Source organism: Salinivibrio sp. MA440 (assembly GCF_001996265.1).
GTDB lineage: Bacteria > Pseudomonadota > Gammaproteobacteria > Enterobacterales > Vibrionaceae > Salinivibrio > Salinivibrio costicola.
On the sequence record NZ_MUFI01000002.1, the window covers coordinates 62,563 to 78,582 of the forward strand.

10 protein-coding genes are annotated in these 16,020 nt (G+C 50.7%); 8 read left to right on the plus strand and 2 right to left on the minus strand.

Annotation, left to right across the window (positions count from 1 at the left end; translation table 11 throughout):
* Nucleotides 1-20: 20 nt before the first annotated feature.
* The 4 genes from pdhR (at nt 21) to lpdA (ending at nt 7,054) form a co-directional block, all read left to right on the plus strand.
* Entirely contained in the window at nt 21-794 is a 774-nt protein-coding gene (gene pdhR / locus BZG80_RS00935) for a pyruvate dehydrogenase complex transcriptional repressor PdhR (RefSeq protein WP_021022598.1), read from the plus strand.
* 92 nt (nt 795-886) lie between these two features.
* A complete protein-coding gene (gene aceE, locus BZG80_RS00940; protein ID WP_077660111.1) occupies nt 887-3,553 on the plus strand; it encodes a pyruvate dehydrogenase (acetyl-transferring), homodimeric type in 2,667 nt (888 codons plus the stop codon).
* 12 nt (nt 3,554-3,565) lie between these two features.
* Nucleotides 3,566-5,446, plus strand: coding sequence for a pyruvate dehydrogenase complex dihydrolipoyllysine-residue acetyltransferase (gene aceF / locus BZG80_RS00945; RefSeq protein WP_077678565.1), 1,881 nt, complete (start codon nt 3,566-3,568; stop codon nt 5,444-5,446).
* A 183-nt stretch (nt 5,447-5,629) separates the two neighbouring features.
* Nucleotides 5,630-7,054 carry a dihydrolipoyl dehydrogenase gene (lpdA, locus tag BZG80_RS00950; RefSeq protein ID WP_077660109.1) on the plus strand — a complete coding sequence of 475 codons (1,425 nt, stop codon included), beginning with the start codon at nt 5,630-5,632 and terminating at the stop codon, nt 7,052-7,054.
* Between the two features lie 128 nt (nt 7,055-7,182).
* On the opposite strand, the gene BZG80_RS00955 is transcribed toward lpdA, so the two are convergent.
* Nucleotides 7,183-9,096, minus strand: coding sequence for a methyl-accepting chemotaxis protein (locus BZG80_RS00955; protein ID WP_077678566.1), 1,914 nt, complete (start codon nt 9,094-9,096; stop codon nt 7,183-7,185).
* 575 nt (nt 9,097-9,671) lie between these two features.
* Between BZG80_RS00955 and acnB the strand changes: the two genes are divergently transcribed.
* Nucleotides 9,672-12,269 carry a bifunctional aconitate hydratase 2/2-methylisocitrate dehydratase gene (gene acnB / locus BZG80_RS00960; RefSeq protein WP_021024174.1) on the plus strand — a complete coding sequence of 866 codons (2,598 nt, stop codon included), beginning with the start codon at nt 9,672-9,674 and terminating at the stop codon, nt 12,267-12,269.
* Between the two features lie 127 nt (nt 12,270-12,396).
* On the opposite strand, the gene BZG80_RS00965 is transcribed toward acnB, so the two are convergent.
* Entirely contained in the window at nt 12,397-13,533 is a 1,137-nt protein-coding gene (locus tag BZG80_RS00965; RefSeq protein WP_077678567.1) for a glycerate kinase, read from the minus strand.
* Nucleotides 13,534-13,675: 142 nt separating this feature from the next.
* Between BZG80_RS00965 and BZG80_RS00970 the strand changes: the two genes are divergently transcribed.
* The 3 genes from BZG80_RS00970 to BZG80_RS00980 all read left to right on the plus strand — a co-directional run bounded on the left by BZG80_RS00970 (nt 13,676) and on the right by BZG80_RS00980 (nt 15,883).
* Nucleotides 13,676-14,059, plus strand: coding sequence for a YacL family protein (locus BZG80_RS00970; RefSeq protein ID WP_158011515.1), 384 nt, complete (start codon nt 13,676-13,678; stop codon nt 14,057-14,059).
* 238 nt (nt 14,060-14,297) lie between these two features.
* The gene (locus tag BZG80_RS00975) at nt 14,298-14,636 is read left to right on the plus strand and encodes a P-II family nitrogen regulator (protein ID WP_025673127.1); all 339 of its coding nucleotides are present in this window, start codon (nt 14,298-14,300) and stop codon (nt 14,634-14,636) included.
* 17 nt (nt 14,637-14,653) lie between these two features.
* Nucleotides 14,654-15,883: an ammonium transporter gene (locus tag BZG80_RS00980; RefSeq protein WP_077669150.1), complete on the plus strand. Its 1,230-nt coding sequence runs from the start codon at nt 14,654-14,656 to the stop codon at nt 15,881-15,883.
* Nucleotides 15,884-16,020: the final 137 nt, after the last annotated feature.

Below are 16,020 nucleotides of genomic sequence, written 5' to 3' on the forward strand. Positions count from 1 at the left end.
GCAGATGGTCAATAAATACAATGGCATATCAGCGAATTCGTCAACCCAAACTCTCAGATGTTATCGAGAAAGAGCTCGAAGGTTTAATTCTGGAAGGGACCTTGTCTCCAGGCCAGAAGCTACCGCCTGAGCGAGAGTTAGCGGTCCAGTTTGATGTGTCTCGTCCATCAGTCCGTGAGGCGATTCAGCGACTTGAAGTAAAAAAGCTGCTCACTCGCAAACAAGGTGGCGGCACCTTTGTCAGTCAACGACTGTGGCAGCGATTTTCTGAACCCCTGCTAGAGTTATTGGCGGACCATCCGGAAACCCAGCTTGATTTGTTGGAATCACGGCATGCGCTCGAAGGTATTTCTTCTTATTTCGCCGCTTTACGGGGCACGGAAGAGGATTTTTCTCGGATTGAAGATTGCCATGATGCGATTCGACAAGCGCAGAAAGATGGGGACTTAAAGGCAGAAGCTTCCGCCGTCATGCAATATCTCGTTGCCGTAACGGAAGCGGCGCACAATGTGGTACTACTGCATATCATGCGTAGCCTCGCACCGTTACTGGAACAGAATATTTATCAAAACTTTGAGCTACTTTATCGCCGTCAAGAGACGGTGGAAAATGTCAGCCGACACCGAGCTGAGATCGTGGATGCAATCACCGCTGGCGAGCCAGAAAAAGCGAGACAGGCGTCGCATGCACACTTAGCTTACATTGAGGAAACTCTGTTGGATCTTGGCCGAGAAGAAAGCCGTCGAGAACGGTCTCTACGTCGAATTCAACAACGCAAGGACGAGCTGGAGTAATCCCTATTCGCCGCCAAAATAAAGGCGAGGGGCCACTGCAGCTGCGACAACGTTTGTTTTGTACGAGTCAATCAACGAAAGGATAGATCGCCATGTCTGAAGTCATGAAAAATGACGTGGACGCACTTGAGACCCAAGAGTGGTTGCAAGCTCTTGAGTCAGTCGTTCGTGAAGAAGGTGTAGAACGTGCCCAGTTCCTTCTGGAGCAAGTCTTAGGGCAAGCACGTTTAGACGGTGTTGACATGCCAACTGGCGTGACCACCAACTATGTAAATACCATCCCTGCAGATCAAGAACCTGCTTATCCAGGTGATGTGAACTTGGAGCGTCGTATCCGTTCTATCATTCGTTGGAACGCAATCATGATCGTGTTGCGCGCGTCCAAGAAAGATTTAGAGCTGGGTGGCCACATGGCTTCATTCCAGTCATCGGCTGCGTTCTATGAAACTTGCTTTAACCACTTCTTCCGTGCGCCAAACGAGAAAGATGGTGGCGATCTGGTTTATTATCAAGGTCATATCTCTCCAGGCATCTACGCGCGTGCGTTTGTGGAAGGTCGTCTCACTGCTGAGCAGCTCGACAACTTCCGCCAAGAAGTTGACGGTAACGGTATTTCCTCTTACCCGCACCCAAAACTGATGCCTGAGTTCTGGCAGTTCCCAACCGTTTCTATGGGTCTGGGGCCTATTGCGTCTATCTACCAAGCGCGTTTCCTTAAGTATCTGAACGGTCGTGGCTTGAAAGACACCTCAGAGCAACGTGTTTACGCGTTCTTAGGCGACGGTGAGATGGATGAGCCAGAATCACGTGGTGCGCTGTCGTTTGCCGCCCGTGAAAAACTGGATAACCTGTGCTTTTTGATCAACTGTAACCTGCAGCGCCTTGATGGTCCTGTAATGGGTAACGGTAAAATCGTTCAAGAGCTAGAAGGCCTATTTAAAGGCGCTGGCTGGAACGTGATCAAAGTGGTTTGGGGCTCTGGCTGGGATAAACTGCTGGCCAAAGACACCTCCGGTAAACTGCTGCAGTTGATGAACGAAACCATCGACGGCGATTACCAAACCTTCAAATCAAAAGACGGCGCCTACGTGCGTGAACACTTCTTCGGTAAATATCCTGAAACTGCAGCCCTGGTTGCCGATATGACCGACGAAGAAATCTTTGCGCTCAAACGTGGTGGTCATGAACCATCAAAACTGTTTGCTGCGTTCAAAGCGGCACAAGAGTGCAACGACCGTCCAACCGTGATCCTGGCGAAAACCGTTAAAGGTTACGGCATGGGTGAAGCGGCTGAAGGTAAAAACATCGCGCACCAAGTGAAGAAAATGGACATGACCCATGTTCACGCTATGCGTGATCGTCTTGGCCTACAAGACTTGCTGTCTGACGATGATGTGCAAAACCTGACTTACCTAAAACTGGAAGAAGGATCTGCGGAACACGAATACCTGCATGCGCGCCGTAAAGCCCTGCACGGTTACACTCCGCAGCGCTTACCTAAGTTCACTGAAGAACTGACGCTACCAAAACTGGATGATTTCTCTGCTCTGCTGTCTGAGCAGAAGCGTGATATCTCTACCACCATGGCGTTTGTACGCTCATTGAACGTATTGCTGAAAGACAAGAGCATTGGCAAGAACGTAGTGCCAATCATTGCTGACGAAGCCCGTACTTTCGGTATGGAAGGTCTGTTCCGTCAGGTGGGTATCTATAACCCGCAAGGACAAACCTATACCCCAGAAGATCGTGGCGTGGTGTCTTACTACAAAGAAGACCAAGGCGGCCAAGTACTGCAAGAAGGGATCAACGAGCTAGGCGCGATGTCATCGTGGGTAGCGGCGGCGACCTCTTACAGCACCAATGATCTGCCAATGATCCCATTCTACATCTACTACTCCATGTTCGGCTTCCAACGTGTTGGCGACATGGCGTGGATGGCGGGTGACCAACAAGCACGTGGTTTCCTATTGGGTGCCACCGCAGGTCGTACTACCCTGAACGGTGAAGGTCTGCAACACGAAGACGGTCACAGCCATATTCTGGCAAGCACTGTACCTAACTGTGTGTCTTACGACCCAACCTTCGCGTACGAAGTGGCGGTGATCATGCAAGACGGTATCCGTCGTATGTACGGTCCTGACCAAGAAAACATCTACTACTACCTGACGCTGATGAACGAAAACTATCATCAGCCAGCCATGCCTGAGGGCGCGGAAGACGGTATCCGTAAAGGTATCTATAAACTAGAAACCTACACGGGCGACAAAGCGAAAGTTCAGTTAATGGGCTCGGGCACTATCATGACCGAAGTGCGCAAGGCAGCGAAACTGCTCAGCGATGAATTCGGCGTGGCGTCTGACGTTTACAGCGTGACCTCGTTCAACGAACTGGCACGTGACGGTCAGGATGTGGATCGTTTCAACATGCTGAACCCAGATGCAGAAAGCAAAGTGCCTTATATCCAAACAGTCATGGGATCTGAGCCTGCGATTGCTGCGACTGATTACATGAAAAACTACGCTGACCAAGTTCGTGCGTTTATCCCAGCTGAGTCTTATAAAGTGCTGGGTACAGACGGCTTTGGTCGTTCTGACAGCCGCGAAAACCTACGTCGTCACTTTGAAGTGAACGCAGGCTATGTGGTGGTTGCGGCACTGAACGAGCTGGCTAAGCGTGGTGATGTTGATAAGAAAGTCGTGTCAGAAGCGATTAAGAAATTCGACATCGATACCAACAAAGTAAACCCGCTGTTCGCGTAAGAGGCTGAAACAATGTCAATCGAGATTAATGTACCTGACATCGGTGCGGATGAAGTAGAAGTGACTGAGATCCTTGTTAGCGTTGGCGACAAGGTAGAAGAAGAACAGTCGTTAATCACCGTTGAAGGTGATAAAGCATCCATGGAAGTCCCTGCGTCACAAGCGGGTGTGGTCAAGGAAATCAAAATTGCCGAGGGTGATAAAGTCACCACTGGCTCTTTGATTATGATCTTCGAAGCCGATGCGCCAGCGCAAAGCGCCCCAGCTCAAGAGGCGGCGCCAGCCGCCCCTGCTGCAGCACCAGCGGCCGCATCAGAAACCAAAGAAGTGCACGTCCCTGATATCGGTGGGGATGAAGTTGAAGTCACCGAGATCATGGTTGCGGTTGGCGATACCATTGAAGAAGAGCAGTCACTGATCACTGTTGAAGGCGATAAAGCCTCAATGGAAGTGCCTGCACCGTTTGCGGGTACCGTTAAAGAAATCAAGATCGCGGCGGGTGACAAAGTGTCAACTGGCTCACTGATCATGATGTTCGAAGTGGGTGGCAGTGCTCCTGCTGCAGACGCCCCAGCAGCAGCCGAAGCACCAGCAGCAGCAGCACAAGCCAAAGACGTTCACGTCCCTGATATTGGTGGCGATGAAGTTGAAGTGACTGACATTATGGTTGCCGTTGGCGATACCATTGAAGAAGAGCAGTCACTGCTCACCGTTGAAGGCGACAAAGCGTCAATGGAAGTACCGGCACCGTTTGCGGGTACGGTCAAAGAGATCAAAATTGCGGCGGGCGATAAAGTGTCCACCGGCTCGCACATCATGGTGTTCGAGGTTGCTGGTAGCGCACCAGCAGCGCCTGCACCAGCAGCGGCACCTGCTGCTGAAAAGGCGGCACCCGCTCCTGCGGCTAAGGCAGACGCCCCAGCGGCTAAAGCTGACGCCGGCAAAGACGAGTTTGTAGAGAACAAAGAATACGCGCATGCGTCGCCTGTTGTTCGTCGTCTTGCCCGCGAATTTGGCGTGAACCTTGCGAAGGTGAAAGGTAGCGGTCGTAAAGGACGTGTACTGAAAGAAGACGTTCAGAGCTTTGTCAAAGACGCGCTAAAACGCCTTGAATCGGGTGCAGCATCTGGCTCAGGCGACGGCAGTGCACTTGGCTTGCTCCCTTGGCCTAAAGTGGACTTCAGCAAATTCGGTGAAACCGAAGTCAAACCCCTGTCACGCATTAAGAAGATCTCGGGTGCGAACCTGGCACGTAACTGGGTGATGATCCCGCACGTGACGCAGTGGGATAACGCTGATATCACTGAAGTGGAAGCGTTCCGTAAAGAGCAAAACGCGATTGAGAAGAAGAAAGAGTCTGGCATGAAGATCACCCCATTGGTGTTCATCATGAAAGCCGCTGCTAAAGCGCTGGAAGCTTTCCCTTCATTCAACGCATCACTGTCGGAAGACGGTGAAAGCCTGATCATGAAAAAATATGTCAACATCGGCATTGCGGTTGATACGCCAAATGGTCTGGTTGTGCCTGTCTTTAAGGACGTGAACAAAAAAGGCATCTACGAGTTATCTGAAGAGCTGATGGCAGTCTCGAAGAAAGCGCGTGCGGGCAAGCTCACTGCTTCTGATATGCAGGGCGGTTGCTTTACCATCTCAAGCCTCGGTGGTTTGGGCGGTACCGCGTTTACGCCAATCGTTAATGCACCAGAAGTCTCAATCTTGGGTGTCTCTAAGTCAGAAATGAAGCCAGTATGGAACGGTAAGGACTTTGAACCTCGCCTGATGCTGCCACTGTCTCTGTCTTATGACCACCGTGTGATTGACGGTGCTGAGGGTGCGCGCTTTATCAGCTACCTCAACGGTCTAATGTCCGATATCCGCCGTTTGGTACTGTAATCGCAACATCGACAACCCAACCGGCCCGTGAAGGGTCGGTTGGGAATTGTTGTGCAGCTCACAGGCTATGGGTTTTTATTTTTCAGCCCATTAACATGGCTGTAAACTGTGGCACCAAACACCCACAACAATAAAAACTACCGCTCTTAGCCTGTCAGGGAATAAGACTACAACGAGGTCAGAATGAGTAAAGAAATCAAAGCGCAAGTCGTCGTTCTTGGCGCTGGTCCTGCTGGATACTCCGCCGCTTTCCGCTGTGCCGACCTAGGTTTGGAAACAGTGCTGGTTGAACGTTACAACACCCTAGGGGGTGTGTGTCTAAACGTTGGCTGTATCCCTTCTAAAGCCCTACTACACGTTGCCAAAGTGATCGAAGAAGCCAAAGCGATGGCTGATCATGGCGTGGTTTTCGGCGAGCCACAAACCGATATCGACAAAATCCGCTCTTGGAAAGACAAGGTGATCGGTCAGTTGACCGGTGGCTTAGGTGGCATGGCCAAGCAGCGTAAAGTGACAGTGGTTAACGGTACCGGCCGTTTCACTGGCGCCAACACCCTGTTGGTCGAGGGTGAAGAAAGCACCACCATTAATTTTGATAACGCGATCATCGCAGCCGGCTCTCGTCCTATCGAGCTGCCATTTATCCCGCATGATGATCCACGTATCTGGGACTCTACTGACGCGCTCGAGCTCAAAGAAGTACCAGAGAAAATGCTGCTGATGGGCGGTGGTATCATTGGTCTAGAAATGGGTACTGTCTATCACGCATTAGGCTCACAGGTCGATGTGGTCGAAATGTGTGATCAGGTGATCCCGGCGGCCGATAAAGACGTGATTAAAGTCTTTACCAAGCGTATCAGCAAGAAAATGAACCTGATGCTGGAAACCAAAGTCACCGCAGTAGAAGCCAAAGAAGATGGTATTTACGTGACGATGGAAGGCAAAAAAGCGCCAGCAGAGCCAGTACGTTATGATGCTGTATTGGTTGCGATTGGCCGTAGCCCGAATGGCAAACTGCTTGACGCCGGCCAAGCCGGGGTTGAAGTTGACGATCGCGGCTTCATCAATGTTGATAAGCAAATGCGCACTAACGTGCCACACATCTATGCGATCGGCGATATTGTTGGTCAGCCAATGCTTGCGCATAAAGGTGTGCATGAAGGCCATGTGGCTGCGGAAGTCATTTCTGGTAAGAAACATTACTTTGATCCGAAAGTGATCCCATCGATTGCTTATACTGAGCCAGAAGTAGCATGGGTCGGTAAAACCGAGAAAGAATGTAAGGAAGAGGGCATCAACTACGAAGCCTCTACCTTCCCATGGGCGGCTTCTGGTCGTGCGATTGCGTCTGACTGCGCTGACGGTATGACCAAGCTTATCTTCGATAAAGATACGCACCGTGTCATCGGGGGTGCCGTTGTCGGTACCAACGGTGGTGAGCTGTTGGGCGAAATCGGTCTTGCGATTGAAATGGGCTGTGATGCCGAAGACATCGCGTTGACTGTTCACGCTCACCCAACACTCCATGAGTCTGTTGGCTTGGCCGCTGAAGTGTTTGAAGGCTCAATCACGGATATGCCGAATCCAAAAGCGAAGAAAAAGAAATAAACTGCGCGTTTATATGTTTCTTCTTAAGCCCTGCATTGCGGGGCTTTTTTATATCGGTGATATATCGATTGAGAAGAAAAAAGCGGGCCTCGGCCCGCTTAGTCAGTATGATGGTCAAGCGTTAACGCTTAAAGCTTAAAGCTGCCCACCAAGGTATCGAGACGTTTAGACAGATCACGCAGTGACTCGCTGGCTTCAGCCATGGTATTGGCGGTATCCGCGGTCTGTTGCGAGCTGTGATTAATCTCTTCAATATTCTGATTGATGTCATTGACCACCGTTGATTGCTCTTCTGTCGCGGTCGCTACTTGTGTATTCATGTCTGAGATTTGGATAATCTGCTCATTAATCGCGTTCAGTGACAGCGACGCCTCATCCGATGCGTTGACCCCTTCGGCTGTCATGGTGCGGCTTTGCTCCATTGCGTTGACAGCATTATGGGCCTCTTGCTGCAGGCGGTTGATCATGGTCTGGATTTCATCGGTTGAATCGGAGGTACGGCTAGCCAGGTTACGCACCTCGTCGGCAACGACCGCAAAGCCTCGTCCTTGTTCGCCCGCACGTGCCGCTTCAATGGCGGCGTTCAATGCGAGCAGGTTGGTTTGCTCTGAAATACCACGAATTACATCCAAAATGCCGCCAATTGCGTCGGTGTTTTCAGCCAGCGCACTGATCACTTTCGACATATTCTCCATATCGTCGGCAAGGCTGGCGATGGTGTCTCGCGCTTGGGTGACCACACCTTGGCCATTGGCTGCATCATCGGACGCTTGGTTAGCGGCACTGGCGGCATTAGCGGCATTGCCGGCAATTTCATTCACCGTCGCGCCCATTTCATTAATCGCCGTCACCACTTGTACGGTGCGATCACGCTGATACTCACTCTGAGATTGCGTGGCGCTAGCTTGTGACGAGACTTGCTCTGCAGCATGACGAAGCTCACCACCGGTACTGGCAACGTCTGAGACTAAGCGATGAATCTTCTCGACAAAGCTATTAAACCCAGACGCTAACTGACCAATTTCGTCTTGGCTATCGATATCGACTCGTTGGCGTAAATCGCCTTCACCCTCGCCGATCTCACGGAACACATTCGCCACGTATTGAATCGGTTTGGTAATGGTCGTCGCAAGCCAAACGGCCACCACAATAAACACTAACCCAACGACCACAGACACCATTAGGATCTGATTGCGGGTTTGATTGAGTGGTGCAAAGACTTCTTCTGCTGGAACATCTGCGATGACATACCAGTCCATGGAGGGAACATAACTTGAGGCGAGCAGGACTTCCTTGCCATTAATGTGTGTATCGAGGAGGTTAAAGTCACCTTTTTGGAGCAAGCTCCGTGCCTGTGCTCCATACACATCACTCAATGTTTTTTCGCCCATGAGATCGGTGTCACGGTGCAATTGGACCATGCCATCGGCATTGACTAAGAAAACAAAGCCCGACTGTTCGATTTTGAATTGATTCAAAAAGCGGGTCATGTCTTCGAGTGAACGCGAAAACCCAGCCAAGCCTTTGCCGTTAAGCTGTTGAAAGTTGACGAACAGTTTGAGCTCGCCATTATCCTCTTGGAATACCTGCGCCATGGTGGCATTGCCACTGTCGAGAAAGTTATAAAACCAACTGTCTTTTTCACGCGTTAACACCCGTAAAAATCCGTTTTGATTCCAATATTGGCCGGTCTCTCGGTTAGCGATAGAGGCATCATTGAGATCGTATTGGTCACGTAACACGTTAAGCTGCTTGACCACGCGGGCTTCTTCGCTCGGGGTGATCCCTTGGTTGAGAATATCGAGTGTCACCGGGTTTGACGCGAGCTGACGCGCAGCAGATTGCAGCTGGTTAACTTCACTATCAATGGTATCTCTAAACTGGGTGAGGGTGGTCGGAAGCTCATTCTCTAACAGGCGCTTTTCCATAATATCGCGCGCTTGGCTTAGGCTCATATAGCTGACGATCGCGGTCGATGCGATCACGGCTGAGACAAATGCCAACACGAGCTTTTGTTTAATCGTGAGTTGTTTTAGCTTCATGCCTTTCTCTCTATGTGGTCTATCACGCGCTATTTTGTAATCATCGATAAGTTGACAAGTTAGCGTGACAAAAAAGTGACGATGTGTATGGCACCAACGTCTAAGTTAGCAGAATTACATTTACCGTTTCTAATGTATCGGCGATGAAATGATAAAATTGAAGCCCTTGCCCATAATTATTGATGAAAATGACACTTATCTCGCGCTTTCAACACAAACCGATAAAAAGGGGCGGAGAGCGCACCGCCTGATCGATATCGCGTTATCTTTTGTGGCTAACTGTATCGTGATAAAAAACAGTATAGAATCAAACAGAACGCGACAATCACGGTTAATTGGATCGTGAGAATGAGGAAATAGAGGGCTGCGTCACTAAGACCTTGGTCGTATGTTTCATAAAACGGGTAGATTTTAATTTTAAGTTAAAAATGCTATCCTCACGCAGCGGTTACGTGCTCGAACCCTCGTCTTGCTGGAAAATTTTAATAAACTTCGCCGGATAAGCGTGATACGAGTACTAACACTTTCCAAGGATGTTGGGCCACAGGGCCTGACCGAGATAAGAGGAAATAGTCGTGCTTGAAGCCTACCGTAAACACGTCGAAGAACGTGCCGCTCAGGGTATTGTGCCTAAACCGCTGAACGCTGAGCAAACCGCCAGTCTGATAGAACTGTTGAAAAACCCGCCCGCTGGCGAAGAAGAAACCCTTGTTTATTTGCTGGAAAACCGAATTCCACCCGGCGTGGATGAAGCCGCCTATGTAAAAGCAGGCTTTTTAGCTGCGTTGGCAAATGGTGAGGCGCAATCGCCGTTAATCAGCCCTGAGCGCGCCACAGAGCTACTCGGTACCATGCAAGGCGGTTATAACATCCAGCCTCTGATCGCGTTGTTAGAGGATGAAAAACTGGCGCCAATTGCAGCCAAAGCCCTGTCACATACCCTGCTCATGTTTGATGCTTTCTATGACGTGGAAGACAAAATGAAAGCAGGGAATGCTTACGCTAAACAAGTGATGGAATCGTGGGCCAACGCAGATTGGTACCTGGAAAAACCGCAGATTCCTGAAAAAGTGACACTGACAGTGTTCAAAGTATCGGGTGAAACCAACACCGATGACTTGTCTCCCGCCCCTGATGCATGGTCACGTCCAGATATTCCCTTACATGCCCTTGCGATGCTTAAAAACGAGCGCGAAGGTATTCAACCGGATAAACCCGGTGACATTGGCCCCATTGAGCAAATGAAGGCGCTGGAAGAAAAAGGCCACCCACTGGTTTATGTCGGTGATGTGGTTGGCACTGGCTCGTCACGTAAATCAGCGACCAACTCGGTGTTGTGGTTTATGGGCCAAGACATTCCGAATGTGCCGAACAAGCGCTTCGGCGGTTTCTGTTTAGGCGGGAAAATTGCCCCTATTTTCTTTAATACCATGGAAGACGCGGGCGCATTGCCGATTGAGCTCGATGTGACTTCGCTCAATATGGGCGATGTGATTGACCTGTACCCCGCTGACGGTAAAGTGTGCAAGCATGGCACCGATGACGTGCTGTCGACCTTCCAGCTCAAAACCGACATTTTGTATGATGAAGTACGTGCCGGTGGCCGCATCCCATTGATTATCGGTCGCGGCTTGACCGATCGAGCCCGTGAATGTCTCGGCCTTGAGCCATCTGACGTCTTCCGCCGTCCCCGTCCAGTGGCTGAATCCACCAAAGGCTTTACGCTGGCACAAAAAATGGTCGGTAAAGCCTGTGGCGTCGAAGGTGTGCGTCCGAATACCTATTGTGAGCCTAAGATGACCACGGTAGGGTCACAAGACACCACCGGACCCATGACCCGTGATGAGCTTAAAGACTTGGCGTGTCTTGGTTTTACCGCCGATTTGACCATGCAGTCTTTCTGTCATACGTCAGCATATCCAAAGCCGGTTGACGTGGAAACACACCATACCTTGCCCGATTTCATCATGAATCGTGGTGGCGTGGCACTGCGTCCAGGCGATGGGGTAATTCACTCTTGGCTCAATCGTATGCTGCTGCCTGATACCGTGGGTACCGGTGGCGACTCACATACGCGTTTCCCGCTGGGGATTTCTTTCCCTGCCGGCTCGGGTCTGGTGGCCTTTGCTGCAGCAACCGGGGTGATGCCGCTGGATATGCCTGAGTCGGTCTTGGTGCGCTTTAAAGGCGAAATGCAGCCCGGTGTTACCTTGCGTGACTTAGTCCATGCCATTCCGTATTTCGGCATCAAACAAGGTCTGTTAACGGTTGAGAAATCAGGAAAAATCAACGAATTTTCCGGTCGTGTTCTCGAAATCGAAGGGGTTGAACACCTCACGGTTGAACAGGCGTTTGAGTTATCAGATGCATCCGCAGAGCGCTCTGCGGCTGGTTGTACCGTGAAGCTGTCACAAGACTCAGTGGCCGAATACCTTGAGTCCAACATTGTGATGCTCAAGTGGATGATTGCCGAAGGTTATGGCGACCGCCGTACCATTGAGCGCCGTATTCAAGCGATGCAGCAATGGCTAGACAGCCCAAGTTTGATGGAAGCGGACAAAGATGCCGAGTATGCCCACGTACTTGAAATCGATCTGGCCGAGATCAAAGAGCCTATCTTGTGTGCACCGAACGATCCGGATGATGCGCGTACCTTGTCGGACGTGGCAGGCGACAGTGTCGATGAAGTCTTTATCGGAAGCTGTATGACCAACATTGGTCACTTCCGAGCAGCCGGTAAATTGCTGGATAAATTCGGTGGCAGCTTATCGACTCGGATGTGGGTGGCACCACCGACGAAGATGGATAGAGATCAGCTGACCGCTGAAGGTTATTACGGTATCTACGGTCGTGCTGGGGTGCGGATCGAAACGCCGGGATGTTCCTTGTGCATGGGTAACCAAGCGCGTGTGGCGGAAAAATCGACTGTGTTGTCGACCTCGACACGTAATTTCCCAAACCGTCTCGGTACGGGCGCGAATGTGTATCTGGCGTCGGCTGAGCTGTCGGCAGTCGGTGCGATTCTCGGCCGGATCCCGACTCAAAAGGAATATCTAGAGTACGCTGAGCAAATCAATGCGACGGCAAGTGATACTTATCGTTATCTTAACTTCCATCAAATGGATGCCTACACCAACATCGCCAATGATGTGATTGTTAAAACCGCAGTGTAGGACGCGCTGATGGCCGATAGCGTTCGGCATGGCGCCAAGAAAAGCGCCTTCCATCTTTATGGGAGGCGCTTTTTTTCGTGTGCGTGACCGAGTGAGAGAGCGCCAACTGGCTTCGTGTTATGGTTGATTAATTAATCGGGTTATCCATTAATCGCGCAATATTCTCAGCCGTGCGCGTGACGTTGCTTGCCGTGTTGACCAGCGCCTCAGACAATGAGCAGGGCCCTGGCTGAATAGGGAAAATCGCTTTGACGCCGTGTTGATAAAGCGTATCACAGTTGTCACCGACACTGCCGGCGATCACCACCACGGGAATGTGATGTGATTGGCCAATCCGGGCGAGCGCCATGGGGACTTTTCCGTGCTGAGTTTGACCATCGACCCGTCCCTCACCGGTAATAATCCAATCTGCTTGTGCCAGGGTCGAATACGCGTGGGTCCGTGTTAGTAGCAACTCCACCCCGGGGACGAGCTGGGCATTGAGTAAACCGCCTAAAGCGGCACCGATTCCACCTGCTGCGCCTGCGCCTGGAAAGTGCGCAATGGCATGGCCAAGTTGATAGTGACAAATACGGGCAAAACGGTGAAGGTGTTGCTCTAAACTGCGAATGTGGCTGACCGTAGCGCCTTTTTGCGGACCAAATACGGTAGCAGCGCCATCGGGTCCACATAGCGGGTTATCGACATCACAGGCCGCGGTGAGTGTGACAGCACGCAGGCGTGAATCGAGCGTGCTGAGATCCAGTGTCATCAATGCACCTAATCCGTGTCCAGTCGGAATAATTGGTTTGCCTGCACCGTCAAGCAGGCGCGCGCCTAAGGCGGTCAGGATCCCGGCGCCCGCGTCATTGGTGGCACTGCCACCTAAACCAATAATGATTTCATCGATGTCATGATCAAGAGCTGCACGGATCAGCTCACCGGTGCCTAAGCTGGTGGTATGAAGCGGATTTCTTGCGGTGCTTGGCATTAATGGCAAACCTGAGGCACTGGCGACATCCAACACGGCCAGTCGTTGTTCACGATTAATCACAAAACTGGCCGTCACCGGGCGAAAATCTGGCCCCGTGACGTCACAGTGAAAACGTTCTCCACCCAGTCGTTCGAGCATACTTTGTGCAAATCCCTCACCACCATCTGCCATGGGCAACAGTGAAAACGTGGCATTAGGCAGTGCGGCTGCCATGCCTGTTTGAATAGCGTTAGCGACTTGTGGGGCGCTGAGGCTTTCTTTGAATGAGTCCGGTGCGATCACAATATGCATGGCTTGTCCTTGGCAATATGACGGTCGTCCATTAAGTCGAACTGAAGTAAACAGTATGAGCGAAGTGCTACCTTGATAACAGCTTGTGCTTGGCAATTCGTGGCAAAAGCCGGACAATGCCGCGCGAAGATTGGAGGTGGATGTGGATTACGAATTTTCTCGCAATAGTTTTGATGACAGTTATCGCATTGTGTTCTCAATGGGCCATGAAGCGATTGGTCGCTGGTTGTTCGATGAAGTAGGCACTGAGCTTAGCCACGTTGAGCAATATGTCGAGGCCCTCGCTCAGCTGGAAAACGAACAGCAATGGCGCGGGCATACTTTTACCTTAACAGCCAATAAAGATGAAGTGGTGGTGATGGCGAATGCCATGCTACAAACACCATCGGATGAGGCGCAAGCAACCCTCAGTGCGCAGGCATTGACGTTTTATGATCAAGAAAGCTGTGCCGTGTGTGGCTATGATGACTTTATGGAAATGTTATCGGCCTATCGCGACTTTATTATCCGTTATGGTCGACGATAACTCGAGATAAACGCGGAGCGGGAATCGGCCCGCGTTTTTTCGATGATCGCTGATGGTGCAGTTGAGCAATAACACATTGCCGATGCGCTGTCTTGGTGAATACCTCGCACTTTTATAGTGCAAACTCCTCGAATTACCCCTCCTTGTTTTCTAACTACATGATTTTAAAGCCATCAAATATTGGCACGGCTCTTGATACCTACAGTGTGAAGCAAACACAAGGACTCAGGAGAAGGATATGAAACTGATTAGCGCCATTATCAAGCCATTTAAGCTTGATGACGTTCGTGAAGCGTTGGCGGATGCCGGTATTGATGGCATGACGGTCTCGGAAGTCAAAGGCTTTGGCCGCCAAAAAGGGCACACAGAATTATATCGTGGCGCCGAATACCAAGTCGATTTTTTACCCAAAGTGAAACTTGAAATCGCGGTACAGAGCGAGAATGTGGATTCTGTCGTTGAAGCGATTTCTAATGCTGCACAGACCGGAAAAATCGGCGATGGCAAAATCTTTGTCTTCGATCTTCAGCAGGCGGTGCGTATTCGTACCGGTGAAATGGATTTGGAAGCAATTTAATACAGGGAGTATAGACAATGGAACTGGTTAATACGGTGACAGAATTGCGCTACGCGCTCGACACCTTTTTCTTTCTTTTATCCGGCGCGTTGGTGATGTGGATGGCCGCGGGCTTTGCGATGTTAGAAGCCGGCTTGGTGCGATCTAAAAATACCACGGAGATCCTGACCAAAAATATCTGCTTATATGCCATTGCGTGCACCATGTATTTACTGGTCGGTTACAACATCATGTATGTCGACAATGCGGGTGGGGGGTTTATACCTTCATTTGGCACCTTGATTGGCACACAGGGCGCAGAGGCTGATCATTCATTGGAATCAGACTTCTTCTTCCAAGTCGTGTTTGTTGCTACCGCTATGTCAGTGGTGTCTGGTGCCGTCGCGGAACGAATGAAGCTGTGGGCGTTCCTGGTTTTCTCTGTCATCTTGACGGCGGTGATCTATCCAGTTGAAGGATATTGGACTTGGGGCGGCGGCTTCCTATCTGAGGCCGGTTTCAGTGACTTTGCCGGCTCAGGAATTGTTCACATGGCCGGTGCTTCCGCGGCATTAGCCGGTGTGCTCTTGTTAGGTGCGCGTAAAGGCAAGTACAGCAAAAACGGTAAAATCAACCCGATTCCTGGCTCTAACTTGCCGTTAGCGACCTTGGGGACGTTTATCCTTTGGTTCGGCTGGTTTGGTTTCAATGGCGGCTCGCAGTTGATGGTCTCAGATTTTGAGAATGCGACAGCGGTGGGACAAATCTTCCTCAACACGAATGCGGCGGCGGCGGCCGGTGCCATTGCAGCCTTACTGGTATGCAAAACCCTATGGGGGAAAGCGGATTTGACCATGGTCTTAAATGGCGCGTTGGCTGGCTTGGTGGCAATTACCGCCGATCCGCTGTCACCCTCACCAGTGGCGGCACTGATCATTGGTGTGGTATCTGGGGCCATCGTCGTGTTCAGTATTATCGGTCTCGACAAGATAAAAATTGACGATCCTGTCGGTGCGATTTCCGTCCACGGTGTGTGTGGTTTCTTTGGCCTCATGGTTGTGCCTTTAAGTAACACAGCAGCGACCTTTGGTGCCCAGCTTCTGGGAGCGGCCGTTATTTTTGCCTGGGTATTCGGTGCAAGCTGCGTGGTTTGGTGGATATTGAAGAAAACCATGGGTATTCGCGTGACCGAAGAAGAAGAGATGTCGGGTATGGACCTACACGATTGCGGTATTGATGCGTATCCCGAATTTGTCAGCGTAAAATAGCCACGCGTATAAGACATCGTTAAACTCTGAAACGAAACCTTACATTTTTACAGTAGGGTTTCGTTTTTTTTGATCCTATCGATATTGAGCATTCAGTCATTCTCTGTATACTAACGAAAGTGAGATTCGTTATCATT

Excerpts from the sequence above, each read along its gene's own strand:
- pdhR (WP_021022598.1), top strand. The coding sequence starts at position 21 with ATGGCATATCAGCGAATTCGTCAACCCAAACTCTCAGATGTTATCGAG.
- aceE (WP_077660111.1), top strand. The coding sequence starts at position 887 with ATGTCTGAAGTCATGAAAAATGACGTGGACGCACTTGAGACCCAAGAG.
- aceF (WP_077678565.1), top strand. The coding sequence starts at position 3,566 with ATGTCAATCGAGATTAATGTACCTGACATCGGTGCGGATGAAGTAGAA.
- lpdA (WP_077660109.1), top strand. The coding sequence starts at position 5,630 with ATGAGTAAAGAAATCAAAGCGCAAGTCGTCGTTCTTGGCGCTGGTCCT.
- BZG80_RS00955 (WP_077678566.1), bottom strand. The coding sequence starts at position 9,096 with ATGAAGCTAAAACAACTCACGATTAAACAAAAGCTCGTGTTGGCATTT.
- BZG80_RS00965 (WP_077678567.1), bottom strand. The coding sequence starts at position 13,533 with ATGCATATTGTGATCGCACCGGACTCATTCAAAGAAAGCCTCAGCGCC.
- BZG80_RS00975 (WP_025673127.1), top strand. The coding sequence starts at position 14,298 with ATGAAACTGATTAGCGCCATTATCAAGCCATTTAAGCTTGATGACGTT.
- BZG80_RS00980 (WP_077669150.1), top strand. The coding sequence starts at position 14,654 with ATGGAACTGGTTAATACGGTGACAGAATTGCGCTACGCGCTCGACACC.